Annotated in this window: 23 protein-coding genes; 8 read left to right on the top strand and 15 right to left on the bottom strand. The window is 68.9% G+C overall.

Annotated features, from left to right (window positions below; translation table 11 throughout):
- Positions 1-25: 25 nt before the first annotated feature.
- The 6 genes from ACIOU8_RS15500 to ACIOU8_RS15475 all read right to left on the bottom strand — a co-directional run bounded on the left by ACIOU8_RS15500 (position 26) and on the right by ACIOU8_RS15475 (position 5,433).
- On the bottom strand, positions 26-895 hold the full coding sequence (locus ACIOU8_RS15500; RefSeq protein WP_400791302.1) for a dihydrodipicolinate synthase family protein: 870 nt from the start codon (positions 893-895) through the stop codon (positions 26-28).
- On the bottom strand, positions 892-2,547 hold the full coding sequence (locus ACIOU8_RS15495; protein ID WP_400791300.1) for a tripartite tricarboxylate transporter permease: 1,656 nt from the start codon (positions 2,545-2,547) through the stop codon (positions 892-894). The genes ACIOU8_RS15500 and ACIOU8_RS15495 overlap by 4 nt, the downstream gene beginning before the upstream one ends.
- On the bottom strand, positions 2,544-3,095 hold the full coding sequence (locus tag ACIOU8_RS15490) for a tripartite tricarboxylate transporter TctB family protein (RefSeq protein ID WP_400791297.1): 552 nt from the start codon (positions 3,093-3,095) through the stop codon (positions 2,544-2,546). Before ACIOU8_RS15490 ends, ACIOU8_RS15495 begins: the two co-directional genes overlap by 4 nt.
- 80 nt (positions 3,096-3,175) lie before the next feature.
- A complete protein-coding gene (locus tag ACIOU8_RS15485; RefSeq protein WP_400791294.1) occupies positions 3,176-4,144 on the bottom strand; it encodes a tripartite tricarboxylate transporter substrate binding protein in 969 nt (322 codons plus the stop codon).
- 108 nt (positions 4,145-4,252) lie between these two features.
- On the bottom strand, positions 4,253-4,918 hold the full coding sequence (locus tag ACIOU8_RS15480; RefSeq protein WP_400791292.1) for a GntR family transcriptional regulator: 666 nt from the start codon (positions 4,916-4,918) through the stop codon (positions 4,253-4,255).
- Between the two features lie 74 nt (positions 4,919-4,992).
- Positions 4,993-5,433 carry a DoxX family protein gene (locus ACIOU8_RS15475; RefSeq protein WP_400791290.1) on the bottom strand — a complete coding sequence of 147 codons (441 nt, stop codon included), beginning with the start codon at positions 5,431-5,433 and terminating at the stop codon, positions 4,993-4,995.
- Between the two features lie 205 nt (positions 5,434-5,638).
- On the opposite strand from ACIOU8_RS15475, the gene ACIOU8_RS15470 reads away from it, so the two are divergent.
- On the top strand, positions 5,639-6,283 hold the full coding sequence (locus tag ACIOU8_RS15470) for a Pr6Pr family membrane protein (RefSeq protein ID WP_400791288.1): 645 nt from the start codon (positions 5,639-5,641) through the stop codon (positions 6,281-6,283).
- Positions 6,284-6,335: 52 nt separating this feature from the next.
- On the opposite strand, the gene ACIOU8_RS15465 is transcribed toward ACIOU8_RS15470, so the two are convergent.
- From ACIOU8_RS15465 to dnaK, 5 genes are all read right to left on the bottom strand, one after another.
- Positions 6,336-7,772, bottom strand: a complete 1,437-nt coding sequence (locus ACIOU8_RS15465) for an FAD-dependent oxidoreductase (RefSeq protein WP_400791286.1) — start codon at positions 7,770-7,772, stop codon at positions 6,336-6,338.
- A 78-nt stretch (positions 7,773-7,850) separates the two neighbouring features.
- Complete coding sequence (locus tag ACIOU8_RS15460) at positions 7,851-8,282, bottom strand: heat shock protein transcriptional repressor HspR (RefSeq protein ID WP_400791284.1); 432 nt, start codon at positions 8,280-8,282, stop codon at positions 7,851-7,853.
- A 57-nt stretch (positions 8,283-8,339) separates the two neighbouring features.
- Positions 8,340-9,329: a DnaJ C-terminal domain-containing protein gene (locus tag ACIOU8_RS15455; RefSeq protein ID WP_400791282.1), complete on the bottom strand. Its 990-nt coding sequence runs from the start codon at positions 9,327-9,329 to the stop codon at positions 8,340-8,342.
- A gap of 7 nt (positions 9,330-9,336) precedes the next feature.
- Complete coding sequence (locus ACIOU8_RS15450) at positions 9,337-9,972, bottom strand: nucleotide exchange factor GrpE (protein ID WP_400791280.1); 636 nt, start codon at positions 9,970-9,972, stop codon at positions 9,337-9,339.
- A gap of 2 nt (positions 9,973-9,974) precedes the next feature.
- On the bottom strand, positions 9,975-11,837 hold the full coding sequence (gene dnaK / locus ACIOU8_RS15445) for a molecular chaperone DnaK (RefSeq protein ID WP_400791277.1): 1,863 nt from the start codon (positions 11,835-11,837) through the stop codon (positions 9,975-9,977).
- Between the two features lie 171 nt (positions 11,838-12,008).
- Between dnaK and ACIOU8_RS15440 the strand changes: the two genes are divergently transcribed.
- Together ACIOU8_RS15440 and ACIOU8_RS15435 are read left to right on the top strand one after the other, a co-directional pair.
- Positions 12,009-12,944 (top strand): NAD(P)/FAD-dependent oxidoreductase, encoded by a 936-nt coding sequence (locus ACIOU8_RS15440; RefSeq protein WP_400791275.1) that lies wholly within the window; start codon positions 12,009-12,011, stop codon positions 12,942-12,944.
- Between the two features lie 34 nt (positions 12,945-12,978).
- Positions 12,979-13,653: a hypothetical protein gene (locus tag ACIOU8_RS15435; RefSeq protein WP_400791272.1), complete on the top strand. Its 675-nt coding sequence runs from the start codon at positions 12,979-12,981 to the stop codon at positions 13,651-13,653.
- A 60-nt stretch (positions 13,654-13,713) separates the two neighbouring features.
- Here ACIOU8_RS15435 and ACIOU8_RS15430 read toward each other — a convergent pair whose 3' ends face one another.
- Entirely contained in the window at positions 13,714-14,175 is a 462-nt protein-coding gene (locus ACIOU8_RS15430) for a DUF3817 domain-containing protein (protein ID WP_400791269.1), read from the bottom strand.
- Positions 14,176-14,245: 70 nt separating this feature from the next.
- Between ACIOU8_RS15430 and ACIOU8_RS15425 the strand changes: the two genes are divergently transcribed.
- Positions 14,246-15,163, top strand: coding sequence for a helix-turn-helix transcriptional regulator (locus tag ACIOU8_RS15425; RefSeq protein ID WP_400791266.1), 918 nt, complete (start codon positions 14,246-14,248; stop codon positions 15,161-15,163).
- 19 nt (positions 15,164-15,182) lie between these two features.
- Here the strand turns inward: ACIOU8_RS15425 and ACIOU8_RS15420 are convergent, their stop codons facing one another.
- Entirely contained in the window at positions 15,183-16,388 is a 1,206-nt protein-coding gene (locus ACIOU8_RS15420) for an MFS transporter (RefSeq protein ID WP_400791263.1), read from the bottom strand.
- 278 nt (positions 16,389-16,666) lie between these two features.
- Here ACIOU8_RS15420 and ACIOU8_RS15415 point away from each other — a divergent pair, with 278 nt between their 5' ends.
- From ACIOU8_RS15415 to ACIOU8_RS15405, 3 genes are all read left to right on the top strand, one after another.
- On the top strand, positions 16,667-17,563 hold the full coding sequence (locus tag ACIOU8_RS15415) for a serine protein kinase RIO (RefSeq protein WP_400791260.1): 897 nt from the start codon (positions 16,667-16,669) through the stop codon (positions 17,561-17,563).
- A gap of 77 nt (positions 17,564-17,640) precedes the next feature.
- Positions 17,641-19,053 carry an MFS transporter gene (locus ACIOU8_RS15410; protein ID WP_400791258.1) on the top strand — a complete coding sequence of 471 codons (1,413 nt, stop codon included), beginning with the start codon at positions 17,641-17,643 and terminating at the stop codon, positions 19,051-19,053.
- Positions 19,054-19,089: 36 nt separating this feature from the next.
- The gene (locus ACIOU8_RS15405; RefSeq protein WP_400791255.1) at positions 19,090-20,052 is read left to right on the top strand and encodes a cation diffusion facilitator family transporter; all 963 of its coding nucleotides are present in this window, start codon (positions 19,090-19,092) and stop codon (positions 20,050-20,052) included.
- 5 nt (positions 20,053-20,057) lie between these two features.
- Here the strand turns inward: ACIOU8_RS15405 and ACIOU8_RS15400 are convergent, their stop codons facing one another.
- Together ACIOU8_RS15400 and ACIOU8_RS15395 are read right to left on the bottom strand one after the other, a co-directional pair.
- On the bottom strand, positions 20,058-21,566 hold the full coding sequence (locus ACIOU8_RS15400; protein WP_400791252.1) for a DUF222 domain-containing protein: 1,509 nt from the start codon (positions 21,564-21,566) through the stop codon (positions 20,058-20,060).
- A gap of 229 nt (positions 21,567-21,795) precedes the next feature.
- Positions 21,796-22,410, bottom strand: coding sequence for a MarR family winged helix-turn-helix transcriptional regulator (locus ACIOU8_RS15395; RefSeq protein ID WP_400791249.1), 615 nt, complete (start codon positions 22,408-22,410; stop codon positions 21,796-21,798).
- A 105-nt stretch (positions 22,411-22,515) separates the two neighbouring features.
- Between ACIOU8_RS15395 and ACIOU8_RS15390 the strand changes: the two genes are divergently transcribed.
- Positions 22,516-23,223, top strand: a complete 708-nt coding sequence (locus tag ACIOU8_RS15390; protein WP_400791246.1) for a hypothetical protein — start codon at positions 22,516-22,518, stop codon at positions 23,221-23,223.
- Positions 23,224-23,230: the final 7 nt, after the last annotated feature.

Here is a 23,230-nt window from a genome sequence, read left to right as displayed (position 1 = left end):
CCTAGCTGTGCGCCTAGCTGTGCGTCTAGCTGTGCGCCGCCACGACCCGCGCGACGGCCTCGCGCTCGGCATCCGTCGGCTCGGCGATCGCCATGCGGCAGTGCGTGTCGACGACGTCGAGCACCCGGTAGGCCTCCTTCATGCGCGCCATGTCTCCCCCGATGAGTGAGACCACGTCGTCGACCGCGGCCTGCGCGGCGGCGATCGCCGCCGCATCACCCGAGCGACCGGCGTCGGCCAGCGCCCGGAACGGCTTGGGGGTGACGGATGAGACCCCCGAGACGACGCCCTGCGCGCCGACCTGCACCGCGGCGATCAGGTCGCGATCAGCACCGGTGTAGAGGTCGAAGTCGGCCGGGACTGCGGCGCGGTACGCCGCGATCTCGTCGAGCGACAGCTCGCTGACCTTGGCGCCGACGATGTTCGGCAACGCGGCCAGACGTGCGAGCAGCTCGACCGACACCGGATTGCCGCTGCGCGCCGGATAGATGTAGACGTAGAGTCGGCCGTCGCCGACCGCTGCCGACAGCGCCGCGAAGTAGTCGAAGATCGACTGATCGGTGGCCTTGAGGTAGTACGGCGTGAGAGCCGCGAACTCGGTCGCGCCGAGCCCCTTCGCGATCTCGACCAGGCGCAGGGCTTCGAACGTGCTCGGCTGACCCACGTGCACGACGACGCGCATCCGATCCTTGAGCTCGGCCAGCGCCGCCTCGACGATCGCCGCGAACTCGGTGGCGTCGACCGCGGGGAACTCTCCCGTGGTGCCGAGGACGAATGCTCCCTCGTTGCCCGATTCGGCGACGAACCGGAAGATCGCGCGCGAACCCTCGATGTCGAGCGTCCCGTCGCTGTGGAAGGCGGTGGGCACGGCGGTGAGGATGTCGTAGCGGGTCACTTCTCGTTCTCCTTGGAGTTCTTGCGGGTCTTTCGCGGGCGCCGCGCGGGTGCGTCGACGTTGCGGACGGTCGACGTGAGCAGATCGGGGTCGGCGGCGAGCTCGCCGTGCGCCCTCTCGATCTGCTCGCGACTCTCGGCCTGGAGGATCGAGTCCTCGAGGGAGGCGCGTTCGCCGCGCGGCCTGCGGGCGGCGCGGATCGCGGGCATGACGATCGAGAGCACGGCGAGCACGAGCAGCACGATCGCGATGGGGCTCACCACCTCGAAGAACGGCCGGGTCGGGAGGATCGCGAGCGTGCGGGCCAGGTTCTCCTCCGCGAGGGGGCCGAGCAGCAGGCCGAGCACGATCGGGCCGGCAGGCACCTGCATCCGCTTCAGCAGCACACCGATCACACCGAAGACGAGCATCGTGACGACGGTCGACAGGCTGTTCGAGGTCGCGTACGTGCCGATGATGCAGAAGATCAGGATGCCGCTCCAGAGGTACGGCTGCGGCACGTCGAGCAGCTTGACCATGCCCTTCATGCGCACGAGGCTCAGCACGAGAGACAGCAGGGTCGCGACGAGCATGATGCCGACGATCGAGACCACGAGGTCGGGGCGGTTCGTGAACAGCGTGGGCCCTGGCGTGATGCCCCAGATGATCATCGAGCCGATCATCACGGCCATAACCGAGTCGCCGGGGATGCCGAGGGCCATCGTGGTCGTGAGCGATCCGCCGAGCGTGGCGCTGGAGGCCGTGTCGGAGGCGGCGACGCCTTCGATCGAGCCCTTGCCGAACATCTCGGGATGCTTCGAGACCTTGCGCGCTCGCTCCCATCCGATGAGACCGGCGATGTCGCCGCCGGCCGCCGGGATCAGCCCGACGCCGAGACCGACCGCGCCGCCGACGGCGGTGGCTCGACCGCTCTGCTTCAACTCCGAGCGGTTCGGCCACCAGCGACCGAGGCTCGAGATGGGGCGCACGTTGCTCTTGTGGTGGGTCAACAGCTGGTCGAACAGCTCGGCGATGCCGAACAGCCCGATGATCACGGCGATGAAGTTGACGCCCTCGACCAGTTCGAGCACGCCGAAGGTGAAGCGCTGGTCGGCTGTCGCGGCATACGTCCCGACCGTGCCGAGCATGAGGCCGAAGAGACCGGCGAGGATGCCCTTGAGCATCGACTTCGACGAGATGCCGATCATGATCGAGATGCCGAAGACGACGAGAGCGAAGAGCTCGGGCGACTTGAAGTAGTCGCGGGCGAAGCTGGCTATCGGCACGGCGGCGACCGCGAACAGCACGAGCGAGGCGAGGATGCCGACGGCCGAGACGATCGCCGAGATCGTGAGGGCGAGACCGGCCCGCCCCTGCTTGGCCATCGGATAGCCGTCGAGGGTCGTGGCTATCGAGGCGGGCGTGCCAGGGGTGTTGATGAGGATCGACGGCACCCGGTCACCGAAGTTGGCTGCCACGTAGATGGTGAGGAGCACCGCGAGACCCTGCACGGGCTCGAGAGTCAGCGTGAACCCCGCGGCGAGCGCGACGGCCATGGTCGCGGTGATGCCGGGGAAGGCTCCGACCATGAAGCCGAGCAGGAGCCCGACGAGCATGTAGAGCAGGATCGAGATGTCGAGGAGCGAGTTCAGCCCCTCCATGAGCGCGTTCACAGGGGAATCCTCAGGAGCATCCCGAACACGACGTAGACGAACGCCGTGACGGAGAGCGAGTAGATGATGAGGCTCACCCAGCGGCGGTGGCCGTAGAGCAGCATGAGAGCGGCCATCAGCACGGCGGCGGCCACGGGGAAGACCTCGATGCGGTACCCGAACAGGATGACGGTGCCCAGCGACCACACGGCGATGAATGCCCCGGTGATCACGAGGGTCAGGGCGACGCGAAGCACTCCGCCGGGTTGGATGCGGTCGAGGTCCTCACGGCCGGATGCCGGGCGGGTGAGAGCGAGGGCGAGCAGGACGAGAGCGATGACGACCGCTGTGACCGCGATGACCATGGGCCAGAAGCGGGCGTCGATCTGGCCCGCTGCGGCCTCGCGGCGCAGCGGGATCTGCGTCGCGAGGACGAGATAGCCGGCGCTGAAAGCCAGCGCGACGACCGCGAAGCAGATCTCGAGCGGTTTCGACGCGCGTGCTCCGTCGTGCTCGTCGTGTGCGGCGGGGCTCGTGGCATCCGAGCTCGTGGCATCGGCGTGGGACATGCTGCTCCTTCCCTGATCTGAGGTGCGACGACAGAGGTGGCGGGGCCGGGGATGAGCCCGGCCCCGCACTCCCGGGCCGGTCAGCCCAGGAGGTCCTTGAAGAGATCGAACTGCTCGTCGACGAACGTCGTCCACTCGGCGGAGTCGCGGTAGACCACGAGGTTGCCGGCGTCCTTCTGGAACTGCTGGTAGCTGTCGGACTCGACGGCCTCCTTGACCGCTGCCTCGAGCTCGGTCTTCACGTCGTCGGGCAGGCCCTTCGGGGCGTAGATGCCGCCCCATCCGCCGAAGATCACGTCTTCGCCGATCGCCTCGTCGGCCGTCGGCACGTCCTCCGCGTCGGGGTGGCGCTCGTCGTTCAGGACCGCGAGGATGCGCACGGCTTCGCCCTGCGCGAGAGCCTCGCCCAGGCCGGACACCGCGGCGACGGTCTCGCCGGAGGCGGCGGCCGCGACAGCCGTGGCTCCGCCGTCGTAGGGCACCGGGGCGAAGGAGGCACCGGTCGCATCACCGAGGCCGATCGTGGCGGCCTCCCAGATCGACCCGGCTCCGGAGTTGGCGACGGTGACCGCGCCGGACTCCGCCTGCGCTACGAGGTCTTCCAGCGTGTCGATTCCGCTGTTGGCACCGACCGTGACGACGCCGGGGGCGAGCATGATCTGACCCAGGAGGTCGAAGTCGTCGGGCAGCACGTTCGCGCTCTGGGTGGTGTTGAGCATCGCGATCTCGACCGGAGCGAATCCGATGACGTAGCCGTCCGGGTCCTGCGCCCCGACGTACTCCATGGCGAGAGCACCTGCGGCACCGGGCATGTTCTCCGGGATCACGCTGACGCCGAGGATCCCCTCGAGCTCGGTCGCGAGGGCACGAGACGACAGGTCGGATCCGCCACCCGGGTTGGCCTGGATGATCAGGCGGATGTCGTTCTCCGGAAAGGTCGACGCGGCTTCCTCCCCCTCTTCGACCTTCGTGCAGGCCGACAGGACGAGAGCGGTGGCGGCGACGGCCGCGAGAGCGGCGGCCGTCCGGGTGATGCGCGTGCGGGGCATCTTTGCTCCTCTACGTGGGTCGACCTTGTTGTCGACGCACTGACCGTATCAGTGTTGACTGTTAACAGTCAACACTGAGCTGAGTCCGGCAGCGTACGACGGCTGCAGTCAGGCCGGCCGGTCGGCCAGTTCGCTGAGCATCCGGTCGCGCGCACCGTCGAGGTGCGCGGTGAGCACCGCCGCTGCCTCCTCAGGAGTGCCTGAGCGCATCACGTCCATGAGCTTCACGTGGTCGTCGGATGACTCATGAAGATCGTCGTCGTGGTTGATGGTCACCTCGAGAAGCGATGCGAAGGTCGGCAGGTACTGACTCCACGCGCCCTGCAGACGGGGGTGGTCGGCGAGAACGTAGATCTCCGAGTGGAACTCGAGGTCGGCGGCGACGAACGCCGCATGGTCTCCCCTGTCGGCGGCCTCGCTCATGCGGTCGACCGCGGCCGTCATCGCAGCCCACCGTGCGTCGTCGTCGACTCTCATGGCACGCGAGAGCGCGAGCTGCTCGAGAGCGCCGCGCAGGCTGTAGAGCTGATCCACGTCGTCCTGCGACAGCCCGGTGATGTACACGCCACGCGGGCGCTGCACCTCGACGAGCTTCTCGAAGCTGAGCTGGGTGAGTGCGTCGCGGATCGGGCCCCGGCTCACCGCGAACTCCTCGGCGAGCGCCTCCTCGGTGATGCGTTCGCCAGGCGAGAGCTCGCCGCGGACGATGCGCTGACGCAGGACCTGCGCCACCTGCGCGCCGAGGGACTCTCCGCGTTTGACGGTCTGTGTCACGGTGACCTCCTGTTAACTGTTGACAGGATACACACCGACAGAGGGGGCGCCCCGTGGGACGCCCCCTCGTTCCGTCAGCTGAGCCAGGCGGGAGCCCGGCCGCGCAGGAAGGCGCCGTCGAGCGAGAAGCGCCCGGCGCCGGTGAGTGCGAGAGCCAGCGCGGCCGCACCGAGCACGGCCACGAACTCGTATCCGCCCTCGCCCACCCAGAGGCCTGCGGCGAGATGCACGAGGACCAGCGCCACGACCATGTCGATCGCGAGGAGGAGGCCGGCGAGGCGGGTGAAGAGGCCGAGCACCAGCAGGATGCCGCCGATCAGCTCGACGAAGGCGACGAAGGGCGCGGCGATCTCAGGCATCGGCACCCCCATGCCCGCGAAGCTGCCGATGGTGCCGGGGATCGTGTACTCGAAGATCTTCTGCGCTCCATGAGCGGCGAAGACGGCGCCGACCACGACGCGCAGGACGAGCAGTCCCAGCGAGGCGGCGGCAGAGGGGGCGGTGGTGTTCGTCATGAGGAGGTGTTCCTTCGTGGCAGGACACCGCGCGCCAGGCGCGGAGCAGGGGCTATCCCTGCGTCCACGCTATTCAGACGACTTTTCCGTCTCCTGTGCGCAGGTCGTCGCAGCCTCCCTCGCCGTGCCTTCCGTAGACTCGCCGGATGGGAGATGCGCCGTCTGGACGACGATGCGCACAGCCGGGAAGGGGCATGAGGCGAGAGTGAGGGCACGATCGGCGTTCGGCGTGCTGCGCTTGGCCACGGCCGCAGTGTGCACCGTCGCGCTCGTGCACCGGCTGTTCTGGGGCCTGAGCTCCCGATCGATCGCGGGCGAGAATTTCTTCGCGTATCTGACGGTCCAGTCCAACTGCGCGCTCGTGGTGGTGCTGCTGATCGGCGCGGTGCTCGCCTTCATCCGGGCGACGGATCCCCGCTGGTTCACCGTCGCCCTGGCACTCGTGCTCACCTGGACCATCACGGCAGGACTCGCCTTCGCGCTGATCGTGTGGCAGGCAGGGCTCCGCGGCATCCGCGTCGATGTGCCGTGGTCTGATCAGGTGCTGCACTTCTGGCTGCCCGCGTGCACGGCCATCGCCTGGGTGCTGACCCCGGGTCACCGCGGCGTGCCGTGGTGGGTGGTGCCGACGGCACTCACCTTCCCCCTCGCGTGGGGCGGCGTCACGATGTGGCGCGGGCCCTCCGTGGGGTGGTATCCGTACTACTTCCTCGACCCCCGACAGGTGTCCGGCCCTGCCGAGTTCCTGATCACCAGCGCGGTGGCGCTGGCGATCTTCGCGCTCGTCGCGACATTCATCGTGCTCGTCAGTCGGATGCGACGACGCGGCCAGGATCGCCCGGAGGTCTGAGCCCCGTTCGGGCCGCTGCGGGTCAGGCAGGTGCGGGTCAGGCAGGTGCGGGTCAGGCAGGTGCGGCGAGGAACGGTGCGAGCGAGGCGATCGCCGCCTCGAGCGCCTTCTGTTCGCTCAACTCGGCGAACGTGCCGGCTGCTTCTCCGCCGACGATGCCCACCACGACGTTCTCGCCGGTGGCCGGTGCGAGATTGATCCAGGTGCGGATCAGCGCATCGCCGCCGACGACGTGCCAGACCGTCGCAGCGGACTCGGTGGCTGCGACATCGCCTTCAGCATCGCGCTCCGCATCACCTTCAGCACCGTCTTCGGTCTCTGGCGCCGACACGATCAGGGGATCGTCGAAGCGCAGCCAGACCGTCTCGATGAGTCCCATGCCGAGCTCGGCGATGGCCCCGCGATGGCCGAAGGGCAGGGCGGGAGCGAATTCCAGCCCCTCGCTCTTCAGCACGCCGAGCGGCACCGTGATCAGGACTCGGTCGAACGACAGCGACTCTCCCGAGGCGATGCCGAGGCTGACGCCCGCGTCGTCGTATGCCACGCGGCTGACGGGCGACGACAGGCTCAGCTTCGCGCCCTCGAGAAGCTCGTCGATGGCCGGGGTGAGGTCGCCGAGAGGCGCCACCATCTCGTCATCAGGCAGCCGCGGGGGGAACCACGTCGATGCATCGGAAGCATCGGCCCCCGATGCGGCCGCGATCGAGGCGAGCAGCGCCGCGAGCCCCGGCTCCTCAGGATCAGCGCCCGCCGCCGTCAGCGCATCTTCGAGAGACGAGTCGGTCGGCCCCTCCTGGGCGGTGGCGATCGCCGCCTGCACCGGTTCGGTCGGCACCGGCTCGACGTCCCCGTCGGCCGATCGCCACAGCGAACCTGCGATCGGAGCCGTCCGCATGTCGCGGGCGTTGAGAGCCTCGAGCAGGACGTCGTCAGAGGAGCCGAGCAACCAGCCGCCCAGCTGTGCAGGGAAGGGCCACACCCTGTCGTCGACCACCGAGTGCACGCGCCCGCCGACGCGGTCGCGCGCCTCGAACACCGTGACCTGCAGCCCCTCGGCGACGAGTCGGGCAGCGGCGGCGGCACCGGCGAGACCCGCGCCGACGATCGCCACGCGCTCACCGCTGTCGGCAGCGCGAAGAAGCTCGTCGGCGGCCCGATCTCCGGATCGGAGCGCAGCGGCGATCGTACCCGGCGCCTCGGCATCGGTCGCCTCGCCCGAGAAGAAGAGGCGGTCGTCGATCGGTTCGGCCAGTGCCTCGCGGGCTCTCGCCTGCGTGCCGACCGGGGTGAAGCTCGCAGCGCCGAGCGCGAACGGGTCGGTCGTCCACGAGCTGCGGGCGAACGCGGCGGGGGTGATCGCGCCAGCGGTCGGCTTCGGAGTGGGCGAGCGGTCGGGCGTGGGCGACGGCGCCGGCTCGGGTGTGCAGGAGGCCAGCAGGACTCCCAGGACACCGGCTCCGGCGCCCATCAGCAGTGTGCGACGCGTCATCCTCATCGTGTCGCAACGATACCGCGCGCGGATGAATGGCGCGCGCGCAGGGATGACGCGTGCGGCAGGCCCGGGGCCTCAGCTGCGGCCGCTGCCCGGGTGCCAGAGCACGACTTCGGCCGAGCGACGGATGCGGCGGCCGCTCGGCACCGGGATGACGCCGGCGGATCCTGCGGCGAACACACGCATACCCGGACGATTGTCTCGCTCGGCGCGCAGCGCGGCGTCGAGCTCGGCGACGCGGCGTCGCAGCATCCGGTTCTCGTCTTCGAGATCGAGCAGACGCGCGATCGCAGGAAGGCTGACACCTTCGGACGACAGCTGGGCGACCTCACGGAGCTGCTCGATGTTGCGGGTCGAATAGCGACGAGAACCACCCGAGGTGCGGCCGGGCACCACGAGCCCGATGCGGTCGTACTGTCGCAGCGTCTGCGGGTGGAGACCCGAGAGCTGGGCGGCGACGGCGATCGCGAACACCGGGGTATCGGCATCCATGCGCTGGTCAGCCATGTTCCCTCACCTCTTCCTCGGTGTTCGCGTTCGTCATCGTTCTGTTGCGGGGGTCCTCTAGCGCCGAGCCTTCGCCATCAGATCGGCCCGCGGGTTCTCGGCAGGCTCGAGCGACTGGAACTTCTCCAGCGCCTCACGAGCCGCCTCGTCGAGGTGCGACGGCACCGCGATCTGCAGCTCGGCGAGCAGGTCGCCCGTGCCCTTCGAGGTGGCGACGCCGCGACCCTTGACGCGCAGGACGCGCCCGGACGGCGTGCCAGGTGCGACACGGAGTTTGACCGTGTCGCCACTGAGCGTGGGAACCTCGATCGTCGCGCCGAGTGCTGCCTCGGTGAAGGTCACCGGCACGACCACGCGCAGGTTCAGCCCTTCGCGGGTGAAGACCGGATGCGGTCGCACCGCGATCTGCACCACCACGTCACCGTTCTCCCCGCCATCCGGCGAGGGGCGACCGCGGCCGCGGAGCCTGATCTTCTGCCCGTCGGCGACACCGGCGGGGATCTTCACCTTGAACGGCTTGCCATCGTCTCCCTGCAGGCTGATGGTCTCACCCTGCACGGCGGTGGCGAAGTCGAGCGTGGTGCGCGCCGTGACGTCGGCACCCTTCTGGGGTCCGCCGAAGCCACGGTATCCGCCGGAGGTCTGCCCGAATCGACCGGAGCCGAACGAACCGCCCTGACCCTGATTGAACATCGCGAAGATGTCCTCGAAGTCGGCGGACTGCTGCTGCCCGCGCCCCTGCTGCCCGAACCGGCTGAAGACGTCTTCGAAGCCGCCTGCGCCCGCACCGCCCGCCGTGAAGCGTGCGCCCGAGCCCATGGCGCGGATCTCGTCGTACTCCTTGCGCTGTTCGGCATCCGAGAGCACCGAGTACGCCTCGCTGACCTCTTTGAACTTCGCCTCCGCCTTCTCGTCACCCTGATTGGAGTCGGGGTGATACTTGCGAGCGAGCTTGCGGTACGTCTTCTTGAGATCGGCGTCGCTGACGTCCTTCGAGACCCCGAGGGTCTTGTAGAAGTCCTTGTCGAACCAGTCCTGGCTAGCCATCGATCACCTACTCTGCGGGTACGGCGACGACGACCTTCGCGGGACGCAGCTCGACATTACCGAGGCGGTAACCCACCTCGACGACCTCGAGCACCGTGGTCTTGTCGGCGCCCGGCGTGGGCTGCTGGAAGATCGCCTCATGGCGCTGCGGGTCGAATTCCTCGCCCTTCTCGCCGTACGAGACGACGCCGAGACGCTCGACGATCACCCGCACCTTGCCGGCGATCACGGCGAAGGGCGTGCCCTCGACCAGATCACCGTGCTGGGCGGCGCGGTCGAGATCGTCGAGCACGGGGATGAGCCCCTTGGCGGCCTCGCCCTTCGCGCGCTCGATCTCGACCTGACGCTGCTCTTCGGTGCGTCGGCGGTAGTTGGCGTACTCGGCCTGGAGTCGCTTGAGGTCGTTCAGCAGTGCGTTCTCGGCGTCGGCGATCGCGTCATCCCCCGCAGCGGCCTCGGCCGTCTGGTCGGCGTTCAGGATGTCGTCGATCGTGAAGTCCGCGTCGTCAGAGCCCTCCGCAGCCCGGGCCTCATCAGAGTCCGGGTTGTGCGGCGCGGGGCCGGATGCCTGAGCATCCGACCCCTCGCTGTGACCTTCGGCGGGCTCAGGAACCTGATTGTCGTCGAAGTTCTTGTCCGTCATGATTACTTCTTCTCGTCCTCGTCGTCGACGACCTCGGCGTCGATGACGTCCTCGTCTGAGGAGCTGTCATCGGCCGGAGCCTCGCCCGCGGCGTCGGCGCTCGGGGCGCCCTCTGCCTGGGACTGTGCGTAGATGGCCTCGCCGATCTTGCCCTGCGACTGGTTCAGCTTGTCGAACGCGGTCTTCACGGCCTCGTCGTCCTCGCCGGCCAGCGCCGTCTTGAGCGCGTCGACGTCGGCCTTGACCTCGGTCTTCACGTCCTCGGGCAGCTTGTCGTCGTTCTCGGTGATCAGCTTGTCGATCGAGTACGCGAGCGTCTCGGCCTGGTTGCGGACCTCGGCTGCCTCACGGCGAGCCTTGTCCTCGGCCGCGTGCTCCTCGGCCTCGCGCACCATGCGCTCGATGTCCTCCTTCGACAGCGACGAGCCGCCGGAGATGACGATCGACTTCTCGGTGCCGGTGCCCTTGTCCTTGGCGGACACGTGCACGATGCCGTTGGCGTCGATGTCGAACGTGACCTCGATCTGCGGGATGCCACGGGGAGCCGGGGCGATTCCGGTGAGCTCGAACGTTCCCAGCGGCTTGTTGTCGCGGGTGAAGTCGCGCTCGCCCTGGAAGACCTGGATCGCGACGGACGGCTGGTTGTCGTCTGCCGTGGTGAAGGTCTCGCTGCGCTTGGTCGGGATGGCCGTGTTGCGCTCGATGAGCTTGGTCATCATGCCGCCCTTGGTCTCGATGCCGAGGCTGAGGGGCGTGACGTCGATGAGCAGGACGTCCTTGCGCTCACCCTTGAGGACACCGGCCTGGAGGGCGGCGCCCACGGCGACGACCTCATCGGGGTTGACGCCCTTGTTCGCCTCTTTGCCGGTCTCGCGCTTGACGAGCTCGGCGACGGCGGGCATGCGGGTCGAGCCACCCACGAGCACGATGTGGTCGATGTCGGCGACCTTGATGCCGGCTTCGCGGATGACGTCCTCGAACGGCTTCTTGGTGCGGTCGAGCAGGTCCTTGGTGAGGTCCTCGAACTTCGCGCGGGTGATGGTCTCGCTCAGCGACACCGGGCCCGACTCGGTCAGCGACAGGTACGGGAGGTTGATGCTCGTGCTGGTCGAGGAGGAGAGCTCCTTCTTGGCCTGCTCTGCTGCCTCCTTGAGACGCTGCAGGGCGATCTTGTCACCCGAGACGTCGACACCGGTCGTCTCCTTGAACTGCTTGATCAGGTGGTCGACGAGGCGCTGGTCCCAGTCGTCACCGCCGAGGCGGTTGTCACCGGAGGTGGAGCGCACCTGGATGGTCGAGAAGTCGTCGTCCTTGCCCACCTCGAGCAGCGAGACGTCGAACGTTCCGCCACCGAGGTCGAAGACCAGGATGAGCTCGTCTTCCTTGCCCTTGTCGAGGCCGTAGGCGAGAGCGGCCGCGGTCGGCTCGTTGATGATGCGCAGGACGTTGAGGCCCGAGATCTCGCCGGCCTCCTTGGTGGCCTGTCGCTCGGCGTCGTTGAAGTACGCGGGGACGGTGATGACGGCATCCGTCACCGTGTCGCCCAGGTACGACTCGGCGTCGCGCTTGAGCTTCTGGAGGATGCGCGCGGAGATCTCCTGCGGCGTCCACTTCTTTCCGTCGACGTCGAACGACCAGTCGGTGCCGATGTGGCGCTTGACCGATGCGATGGTGCGGTCGACGTTCGTGACGGCCTGGCGCTTCGCGGTCTCGCCGACGAGCACCTCGCCGTCCTTCGTGAAGGCGACGACCGAGGGGGTCGTGCGGAAGCCCTCGGCGTTGGCGATGACCTTCGGCTCGCCACCCTCGAGAACGCTGACGACCGAGTTCGTCGTACCGAGGTCGATTCCAACAGCACGTGCCATGTGATTCTCCTTTGTTGCTGAGGTTGGTGTGGGTCTGTAAATCCGGGTCGATCAGGGAAACCTGAGTCGCGATGACTCAACTGTACTCCGGCCTCCGGATGCTGTCAAATGAAGTTGATAGAACCCGGCTCAACTTTACCTGTCGGCCCTCAGAGATGGCAGACTGGGAGCGTGCACACGGCTGACACGGACACCTACGACGTGCTCGTGATCGGCGGCGGTCCTGCGGGGCTCTCCGCCGCTCTGAACCTGGGCCGTTCGCTCATGCGCGTGCTGGTGGTCGACGCGGATCGCCCGCGCAACGCCGCCACGCTGAACTCGCACGGCTTCCTCACCCGCGACGGAGTGGCCCCTCACGAGTTGCGTCGCATGGCCCGCGACGAGCTCGCCGCGTACCCGAACATCGAAGTGCGCACGCGAGTGAGAGTCCTCGACCTCAGCACAGCGGATTCCGGATTCACGGCATCCATCGGCCGCAAGGACCCGACCGACGTGGTCGCCGCTCGATCCGTGCTGCTGGCGACCGGACTGCGCGAGACGCTCCCCGACGTGCCGAACCTGCGCGGCTTCTACGGCATCAGCCTGTTCAGCTGCGCGGCCTGCGACGCGTGGGAGCTGCGGGGGCGGCGACTCGCCCTCATCGGCGAGACGCCCGATCTCGCCGACCGCGCCCGTCTCATCTCGCGCTGGACCGAGAACCTCACCGTCTTCACGCTCGGCGCCGACACGGTGACCGCCGATCAGGAGGCCGAGCTCGTCTCCGTGGGGGTCGCCGTGATGCGTCATCCGATCTCCGAACTCGTCGGCGACCGCGGGCGCATCGAGGCGATCCGTCTCGTCGACGGCGCGGTCGTCGAGGTCGACGGCGGCTTCGTGCGGCCCGAGTGGGAGACCGACCTGAGCTTCCTCCGCGGCTTCACGCCAGCCGTCGACCACGACGGGCACCTCGTCACCGACCGCTCGGGGCGCACCGATGTGCCGGGACTGTACGCCGCCGGCGATGCCGCGATCCCCGGCCCGCAGCAGCTGATCGTGGCGGCCGGAGCCGGCGCGCGGGTCGCGTCGGTGATGGTGCAGGATGCCGTCGGCATCGCCACGGCGCACTGACTAGGCCGTCATGCCGACGACTAGGCTGACCGGCATGACGCGCATCTCGCAGGCTTCTCCGCTCGTCCGCCTCGCAGCCGCGTCGGTGGTCGCCCTGGCGGTGCTGCCGCTCAGCGGCTGCCTGTACGCGCAGATCCCCGTGAACACGCCGGACGGCGACGGGCCGGAGCCCTCGCCGACCGCGATCCCGTCTGAGGAGCCCTCCGGCGACCTGCCCTCGACCATGACCTTCGCAGACGGCGCCGACATCCCCGCAGCGGCGTACATCCAGTGGGGCGACGGGTTGATCGCCGACGACGGCTGGAAGGTCGTCGCGCCGGACGACGGCAACGGCGGCTGGACCTACGGCACGATCGACGACACCTGCACGGCCCAGTTCTGGCAGGGCCTCATCCCCGATGTGCCCACGGTGGCCGGCGACGACAGCGTCAGCTCGGATGCCATGCTCGCCGTCATCCTCGGTGAAGCAGACGCCGCCGCGATCACCCCGCTCTCGACGACAGGGTCGTTCAGCTATCAGGTCGGCGGCAACACCGACGTCGAGAACCGGCAGGTCGTCGGCGAAGAGGCCGAGCGTCAGTGGGCGATCGCCGCGCGAGCCTTCACCGCGACGGGGGTCGGGCTCTACGTGATCGTCGACTGCACCGGCGGCGACATGCAGACCACGATGGCCGAGGTCATCGACAAGAACGCCGTCGTCATCCAGTGACGCCGCGCGCCCGGCATCCGCTCTGCTGAGGTCGGGCAGAAGTCAGAGGCGGGCCGGAGGTCACTTGCCGCCCGGCGGGCCCACGAGCAGCAGGATCACGTACAGCGCGACGATGCCGACGGCGAGCAGGATCGCCAGCACCCACGGGCGGCGCAGGAACCAGCGCATGAGCCGGTCGTACCAGCGCGCGTCGCGCGGGTCCTGCGTCTGCTCGAGTCGCCAGTCGCCGGCCAGACGGCCGGTGCGGTGCAGCCAGATCTCCATCGGGATCGTCGCGTAGGGAACGATGGCGCTCACCACGGCGAGGATCGCGACGCCGAGGTGCCAGCGCTGGTTGAGCGCGACGAGCACGGCGGTCGCGGCGTACGCGAGGAACACGAAACCGTGGATGCCACCGCCGACCGTGACGACGACACCGGGTGCGCCGACGGCGCGGGCGATGATCGCCGAGATCAGGATGGTCCAGGTGATCGCCTCCGCGATCGCGAGAACTCGGAACAGGCGGTCGGGTGTGCGGAACACGGGACTCCTCGGGTGGGGGTCCGTCCAGCGTATCCGGAATAGCTATGCGCTCCCGGGCGTTGCCGAAGGCATGGTGACCGTCGACTCCGCAGCCCTCGGGCACGTGCTCGACTCCGTCGACCTCCGCGTCGGCATCGCTCGTCGCGTGCCACTCGTCGCCGGCGGGCTGCTGCCGATCCCCTCTGGATCGGCCACCCTCGTCTACATCGCATCGGGCTCGGTGCACGGACATCCGCCACTGACCACCGGATGCCGCCTCGACGTCGACCGCGCAGCGCAGATCGTCGCGGTGGACGATCGGCCGCTGCGCGCGAACCTGGTCGCCGGAGATGCGTTCTTGACGCTCGGCCGTGCACCGATAGCCCTCGAAGCCGACGGAGTGACCGACCTCGTCGTCGTCGACCTCGAGTTCTCCGACAGCGCCGCGATGATCGCCGCGCTCCTTCCCGATCCGATCACCGTCATGTCGTTCGCCGCGCTGGAACCTGCGGCGGCCGCACTCGCCGGAAGCATGGGACCCACCAATCCCGCCACATGCCCGTCACGCCAGGGCGACCCGGTGATCTGCCGGATGATGGCGCAGACCGTGCTGCTCTCGGTGATCCGCGCGTGGGCGGCGAACGGCTGCGCGCCGGCAGGCTGGCCCTCCGTGTCGAACGATCCGTTCCTCGACCGAGTGGTCGAGGCGATCCACGAGCAGCCGGGCCGCGACTGGACGGTCGAGCGCCTCGCGGGCGTCGGCGCGATGTCGCGGTCGGTGTTCGCCGAGCGATTCCGCAGCGCGATCGGCCGCTCGCCTGCCGACTACGTCACCGAGGTGCGCGTCGACGCGGCGAAGCGGATGCTGAGCGAGGGGCGCTCGGTCAGCGAGACGTCGCGCGAGCTGGGCTACGCCTCGGACGAGGGCTTCAGCCGAGCGTTCCGCCGCCGCACCGGGATGACCCCGTCGACGTGGCGCGCCTCGCAGCTCACTGCCGTTCCGGCCTGACCGACCGCCGACTCGCCTGTCAGACCCGCTTCGCCGCCGCGACGCTCCTGCGGTTCGACATTCCGAAGAGCACGGCGCCGACCAGCAGCGCGATCGCCCCGAGCACGTAGACGAACTCCACGTCGAGGGTGTCGACCAGGAGTCCGCCGAGACCCGCGGCGATCGTGATCGCTCCCTGGAACCCCACGACCACGAGGCTGCCGCCCGCTTCGAGACGGTCAGGCGTGCGATGCCCGACCCACGTGTTGATCACGAGCAGCCACGACGAGAAGAAGAAGCCCCAGACGAACACGACGATCGCGACGCCGAGCACCGAACCGGACAGGAGGATCATCGACAGCACCGACACCGCGATCACCAGCGGGGCGAACACCGCGAAGAATCCGAAGGTGCGGTCGATGAAGAACCCGAGCCCGAGGTTGCCGGCGAGGCCTCCGAGCCCGAAGAGGGCGAGCAGCAGGATGATCGTCGACGGCTCGACCTCGGGGATGCGCTCGAGCGCGAGTCGCACGTACGTGTAGGCGAGGAAGTGGCCGAGCACGACGAGCCCGTGCCCGACCATGCCGAGCCCGATGCCAGGACGACGCAGGGTGTCGACGAGGAGCCGGATGCTCGCCCCCTGCTCGGCCGGCACAGACGGGAGCATGAACCGCAGCGCCACGGCCAGCAGCACCATCAGCACGCCCGCGATCGCGAACACCGTCTGCCAGTCGACGATCTCGCTGAGCATCACACCCAGCGGCACGCCCGCGACCGTCGCCAGCGAGACCCCGGCGGAGGTGAACATGACGCCGCGCCCGAGGTGCTCCGGACCTGCCAGGCGTGCGGCGACGGTGATCGACATCGCCCAGAAGGCGCTGATCGCGGCCCCGAGCAGGAACCGAGCGAGCAGCACGATGAGGAGGTTGGGCGCGATCGCGACGATGAGGTTCGACACCGCTGCGGCGAGCGCCATCCAGACGAGCAACGAGCGACGGTCGAGGCGGGGGAAGATCAGTCCCACCGTCGGCGCGACGATCAGGCCGACGAGCGCGGTGACCGTGACGGTCTGACCGGCCTGGCCGGGAGTCACGCCCAGCGCGTCGGCCATCTCGGTGAGCACGCCGTTGGGCAGGAACTCAGCCGTGACGAGCAGGAACCCCATCAGCATCAGCACGATGAGACCGCCGTAGCGGATGCTCTGGGTGCGGGCGGTCGTCACGGGCACGGGCGCGGTCGTCGTCATGGTTCCACGCTCGCAGGTGCGGCGTGCCTGCGCCCGACGCGGCGTCCACGGCATCCGACCATTCGTCCGGACTGCGCGGTGACACGGGCGAACCAGGGTCTGGACAGCATCCGGTCGCGCCCCCTAGGCTCGACGACGCACCGGGGTCTCCCGGAAGGCCCGAGCGAGAGGAGTGGAAGACATGAACACCGTCTTCGTCGCGCCCCTCGCCGACATCCTTCCTCTCGAGGCCGCCCGCTCCTGATCCGCGCGTGGCCTCCCTCTTCCGGAGCCACACCGTGTCTGATCTCTTCGCTTCTTCCGAAGCATCCTCTTCTTTTTCTCCCTCCTTCGACGCCTCGACGTTCGACGCCTCGCCGTTCGAATCCGTCCCCACCTTCGCCGACGTCGAACCCGGCGAGCACCAGCGCTGGACGACCTGGCCGGCGATCACCCCGTCGGAGCGCGGGCCGCTCCCCCGGCCCGAGTGGGTCGTGACGAGCGCGGGCGCGCTCGACACCGAACTCGGCATCCTCAAGACCGGCAAGGAGGCCGACGTGTTCCTGCTCGAACGCGCCGTGCCGGACGACCCGCGGCAGCGTACCCTGCTCGCCGCGAAGCGCTATCGCGACTCCGACCACAGCAGCTTCCACCGCTCGGGGGTCTATACCGAGGGACGCAGCACGAGGAACACCCGCGACACTCGAGCCCTCGCGAAGAAGTCCGAGCACGGCCGAGCCGTCGCCGCCCTGCAGTGGTCGTTCGCGGAGTTCGACGCGCTGAGCCGCATGTGGGAACTCGGCGCGCCCGTGCCGTATCCCGTGCAGGTGAACGGCACGGAGCTGCTGATGGAGTTCATCGGCGATGATTCCGGGGTCGCGGCTCCCCGGCTGGCGGCCGTGCGCAGCGACCGGGCCGAGCTCGCGCAACTGTTCGAGCAGGTCGTGGACCTCATGCGCATCTTCGCCACGGCGGGCTTCGCCCATGGCGACCTCTCGGCCTACAACCTGCTCGTGCACGACGGGCGCGTGCGCGTGATCGACCTGCCGCAGATCGTCGACATCATCGCGAACCCCCGGGGACTCGACCTGCTGCACCGCGACTGCGTCAACATCTGCGACTGGTTCACCCGACGCCGCGTCGACCGCGACGCCGAGGAGCTCTTCGCCGAGATGCTCGCGGCGTCGTTTGCGTGAGGGAGGTCTCCCTGAGGAGGGCACCCGCCGCGGCGCGCCGTCACCGTCCGTTCACCGCGCGCCGCCAGACTGCGAGCATGAGCGATTCCTCCCAGAGCAGCGAGGTGCCCGAGCCCGCTGCGACGGCGAACAGCGGCGCCGTCGGCGTCATCGGCCTCGACCTGCGTGGCGAGACTCCCGCCCCGAAGAAGCAGGTCTACTCGTGGGCGCTGTGGGATTGGGCGACGCAGCCCTTCAACACGGTCATCCTCACCTTCATCTTCACGGCGCTGTATCTCACGACCGAGGCGTTCCTTCCGGCGGAGACCGCCGGTCTCGACGCGAAGGATCCGATCCGCGAGGCGGCCGAGGCCGACCTCGCCTCGGGCCTGGGGCTCGGCTCGACGATCGCCGGCATCGCGATCCTTCTGATCGCGCCGGTGCTCGGCCAAAGAGCGGATGCCGCGGGGCGCCAGAAGCTCTGGCTCGGGATCGGCACCGGAGCGCTCATCGCCTGCATGTTCGGCCTGTGGTTCGTCGAGCCGACGCCTGCGCTGTTCTGGCTCGGCGTCGCGCTGATCTCGGCGGGATCCGTGTTCGGGGAGATCGCCGCGGTCAACTCGAACGCCATGCTCATCGGCATCGCCAACCCGAAGACCGTCGGGCGCATCTCGGGCCTCGGGTGGGGCTTCGGCTACATCGGCGGCATCATCGCGCTCGTCCTCGTCGTCGTCTTCTACATGCTCGACTGGTTCGGCCTCCCCGAGGACGGCGGCCTGCCGTTCCGCATCATCGCGGTCGCCTGTGCGATCTGGGCGATCGTCTTCTCGATCCCGATCTTCCTCAATGTTCCCGAGCCATCGCTCGGACGCCCCGAGCGCAAGGTCGGCTTCTTCGCCTCCTACGGTCTGCTCGTGAGAGACGTCGTCGGTCTGTACCGCAACCCCGACACTCGCCAGACGTTCTGGTTCCTGCTGTCGAGCGCGGTCTTCCGCGACGGTCTGGGTGGCGTCTTCGCCTTCGGAGCGATCATCGCGGGTCAGGTGTTCGACTTCGAGTTCCTCGATCTCGTGATCTTCGGCATCGCAGCGAACCTCATCGCGGGCGTCTCGACGATCATCGCGGGGCGCTACGACGACCGATTCGGACCGAAGCGGATCATCCTCGTCTCGCTCGCGGCCATGGTGGTCGCCGGGCTCGCGGTGTTCTTCCTGGTCGATGCGGGCACGATCGTGTTCTGGATCGGCGGCCTGCTGCTCTGCGCGTTCGTCGGCCCCGCGCAGGCGGCATCGCGGTCGTTCCTCGCTCGCATCACTCCCGCCGGGCGCGAGGGCGAGATCTTCGGCCTCTACGCGACCACCGGGCGCGCGGCGAGCTGGATGGCGTCGGGCGCCTGGACGCTGCTGATCGTGCTGTCGGGGTCGACGTCGTACGGCATCCTGGGCATCGTGCTGGTGCTGATCGCCGGGTTCCTGCTGCTGCTGCCGGTGAAGGCGACGCAGCGGGCCTGACCGGCGGCGTCGGAGCAGCGGGAGTAGCCTGACCGCGTGACGGTCATCATCGCTTTTCTCGCCAACATCCTCGTCGCGATCGCCAAGACGATCGCGGCGGTGCTCACCTCCTCGGCGTCGATGGTCGCCGAGGCGGCGCACTCGTGGGCGGATGCCGGCAATGAGGTGTTCCTGCTCATCGCCGACCGGCGGGGCGCGCGGGTGAAGGATGAGCGGCATCCGCTCGGATACGGACGCGCGGCGTTCGTGTGGTCGTTGATCGCGGCGTTCGGGATCTTCACCGCCGGGTCGATCGTGTCGATCATGCATGGCGTGCAGGAGCTGTCGGAGACGGGTCCCGTCGAGAGCCCCGTGGTGGCGTACACGGTGCTCGGCGTCGCCTTCGTGCTCGAGGGCGCGTCGTTCACTCAGGCGATGGTGAAGTCGCGGCGCTTGGCGCGCGATCGCGGATCGTCGACCTGGGACTATGTGCTCGAGACCAGCGATACGACGCTGCGGGCGGTGTTCTTCGAGGACATGGCCGCCCTGATCGGGCTGGTGATCGCGGCCGGTGCGATCGCGATGCACCAGATCACCGGGGTCGCCGCGTGGGATGCCGTGGGGTCGATCCTCGTCGGAGTGCTGCTGGGTGTCGTCGCGATCATCCTGATCCGCCGCAACATCGCTTTTCTCGTGGGCTCGAACGCGTCGCCCGCACTGCGCGATCGGGTCGGGCGCGCGCTGCTCGCGTCGCCGCAGATCCAGCGGATCACGTATCTGCACATCGAGTACGTGGGACCGAACCGGCTCTTCATCGTCGCCGAGGCCGATCTGACCGGCGACGCCCGCGAACACGATGTGGCCCGGAGCCTGCGCGCGATCGAACAGCAGATCGAAGCCCACGCGGCGGTCGAGACCGTGGTGCTGTCGCTGTCGGTCGACGACGAAGAGTCGCTGGAGTTCGGGGCGGCAGCAGACGCCGGTGCAGGCGGCTCCGCGCCCCCGCCGCACACGTCGTAGGCCGATCATCCGGCGCGAGCGAACGCTGACGCACTGCCGACTCCCGCTCGCTCGAGGCTGAGACGCGGGGCGCGCCACCGTTGTTCCGGGTCCCACCACCGGGGACCACGCACGTGAGGGACGCCGCCGTCCATCCGGATCTCCCACCCTGAGGTCCCAAGGGATCGATGGTGCCACCAGCACAACGGAACACCGTTATCCGTATGCGTCGGCCCACCGCGGGAGTGCTCGGTGACGTGGTGGATCTCGCACCACGACGCCGGGACGTGACACCCGGGAATCAGACACTCCTTATCGCGCGCGACGATCGCCCGCCGTTGATGCACCGAGAACACCCGGTCTGTGGTGGTGATCCCGATGATGCGGCCCTCGTCGAACAGCACGCGCTGGATCGTGCCCGTGCATCCGACATGAGCGGCGACGCCGAGAGGCACCTGCCCCCATGCTCCGGTGACGCTCGCATGGCCGGTGCCCTGTGCGAGATCCTTCGCGTCGACGGTCACGACCAGTGTCGGAGACGCGCCGCCGAGAGTCGGCATGTCGCGGTGCCGAGCGGCGATCGCGACGGCAGCCGCGAGGGCGTCGTGTCGCTTCTGGGCCGCCGTGCGGCCATCGATGACGAAGCGAGGATCCGAGTTGAACGGGTCGCCGTCTTCAGTCGCTCCGGGTTCCCCGCCCGCCTCGGAATGATCGGCCGCCTCGGAGCCATCGCCCGCCTCGGAGCCATCGGCCGCCTCGGAGCGGGAGAACGTCACGCCCGGTTTCGGCGGACCATCGCCCTTCGGATTGTTCTGGGCATCGAGGATCAGCTCGATCTGGGCCGCGACCTCGGGGGTGAGCCATCCCTTGATCGACCGCAACCCGTCTCGCAGGCGACCGATCGTGATGCCGCGCCTGCGGGCCGGCTCATCGCCGGGCTCATCTCCGTCGGGGTCGAGCAGCGCCGCCAGCGTCTCAGCGAGGAACGTCAACTCGTCAGTGGTCGGCGCCGGCCCGTGAATCTCTTCGCCGGCCGCTGTGTGCCGGATACCTCGCGCCGCGTCGGCGAGACACCGATCTGCACGGAGCCGCTCGTCGACGCTGATGCGATCGGAGATCTTCTCGATCGGCCGCGTCGCCGCGAGCATGCCCGCCATGCCCAGGGCGCCGTCGAGCATCGCCTCGCGCAGTGCCGGCCACCTCGCCGGCAGCCGCTCTCCTGACACCAGACTCACACCGCGGCGGACCAGATCGACGACCTTGCCCACTCGAGTCGCGCCGGCCACGTCGGTCAGGACGGTGCGCTGCAGCAGCTCGCTCTGCGTGCGGCAGCCGGCAGTGTGCGGGAAGTCAGTCGCGTCACCGGTCGCGAGCGTCTCGACGACGAGAGCCTCTACGCGTCGCGACGCCGCTCCGGCCACCTGCAGCAACTCCACGCGCTCGGCGTCGGACAGCCCCGCGAGAGCGTCGTCGGAGAGCGCTCGATCGAGGTCGGAGACGACCTGATCGAGGAGAGCGCGGCTGCGGGATGACATGCCTCCATCCAACTCGCGGCCTCAGACATTCAGGGCCCGAATCGACCCTCTTTTAGCCCAGATCAGATGCGTATTCCGGAACATCGGCGCAACGTACCGGGATGCCGATGAGCGAGAATCCGCACCAGTCACCAGGCACCCCGCACCAGTCACCAGGCACCCCGCACCAGGCACCAGACGGGTCCCGTCACCGAGCGCCAGCCCCCTCGGCAACTCGATCTGAGAGGGTTCAACTCTCCCAGTTGTCGGCGAGCTTGTTCAGCAGCATCGCGAGCTGATCGCGCTCATCCGCGGTGAATGACGAGAGCGCCCTACCGAGAGCCTCCCGCCGCTCGCCCCGCATGCCGCGGGCGACCGTGCGCCCCTCGTCGGTCAGCGCGATGCGGGTGCGCCGCGCATCGTCGGGGTCGGCCTCGCGGCGCACGAATCCGTGCGCGACGCCCTGCTGCACGAGCCGAGACGCGCGGGGCTGATCGACGCCGATCGCCGCGCCGAGATCACTGACGCTGAGCGGGGCGGATGCGGCGGCGAGCGCTTCGAGCATCCGCATCCGAGCCGGTCCGCCGAAGCGCCCAGACGGGTCGTTCATCCAGGGCGGCATGCCCGGGTGCCCCGGGTGTCCCGGATGCCTGTGCCCGCGATACCCCTGGTCCGAGCGCTCGGCGCGATCGGCGCGATCAGCGTGGTCGGCGTGATCAGCGTGGTCGGAGTGCGGCCCGCCGCGCCAGCCGTGCGGTCCCCCCATGCCTCGCGGGCCGCGTCCGCGCTCGCCAGGACGTCGTCCGCGTAACCGCGACAGGGCGCGGGCTATGGCCTCGGTGGGGTCGTTCTCTGCGGCGCTCACGATTCAACTTTACATGCGACTTGACATGGATTCGTATCGCATGTCACACTACATGTACATGCATAGTGACAAGCACATGCTCCATGACATCTAAGGACTTCACCCATGAACACCTCTGACACTCAGAGCACAGACAGCACCTCCCGTCCCTTCGGCTACTGGCTGAAGGCCGTCGACCGCCAAATGGCGGCCGAGTTCGCCTCCTCATTCGAGGCCGAGCACGCAAGCCGCCGCGACTGGCGGATCCTCAACCTCATCGATGGCACCGCCCCCACCCGTCGCCCCCTGAACGCCCACAAGGTGCACGGTCTGGTGGAGCGCGGCTGGGTCGTCGCCGACGGCGACGGCTGGATGCTGACCGACGACGGCCGTGCGGCCAAAGAACGCCTCAGCGGCATCGTCGACGGCATCCGCGCGAAGGTCACCGACGCCGTGAGCGCCGAAGACCTCGAGACCACGCTGACCTCGCTCGAGCAGATCGCCCGCGCATTCGGCTGGGACGAAGAGACTCCGCTCCCCCGCGGACGCGGTCGTCGCCACGGATTCGGACCCCGCGGCTTCGGTCGCGGATTCAGCTCCGAGCACGGCTTCGGTCGCGGCTGCGGACACCGCGGACACCCGGGGCACGGCCGCTTCGCAGACGCGCACGATCGTGCGCACGGCGGCCGCGCAGACGGCGGTCACTCAGACCATGGTCACGAGCACGGCCGCCACGGAGGACCTCGCCACAACGAGCACCGTGTCGCCCGTGCGGCGCAGCAGGCCTACGAGCGCGGCTTCGACGCCGGCTTCACCCGCGGTCGAGACGCCTGACGGCATC

The sequence above is a fragment of the Microbacterium sp. NPDC087589 genome, from assembly GCF_044743635.1.
GTDB lineage: Bacteria > Actinomycetota > Actinomycetes > Actinomycetales > Microbacteriaceae > Microbacterium.
The sequence above is the reverse complement of the archived record's forward strand: the minus strand, read 5'-3'. Positions and strand labels throughout refer to the sequence as shown.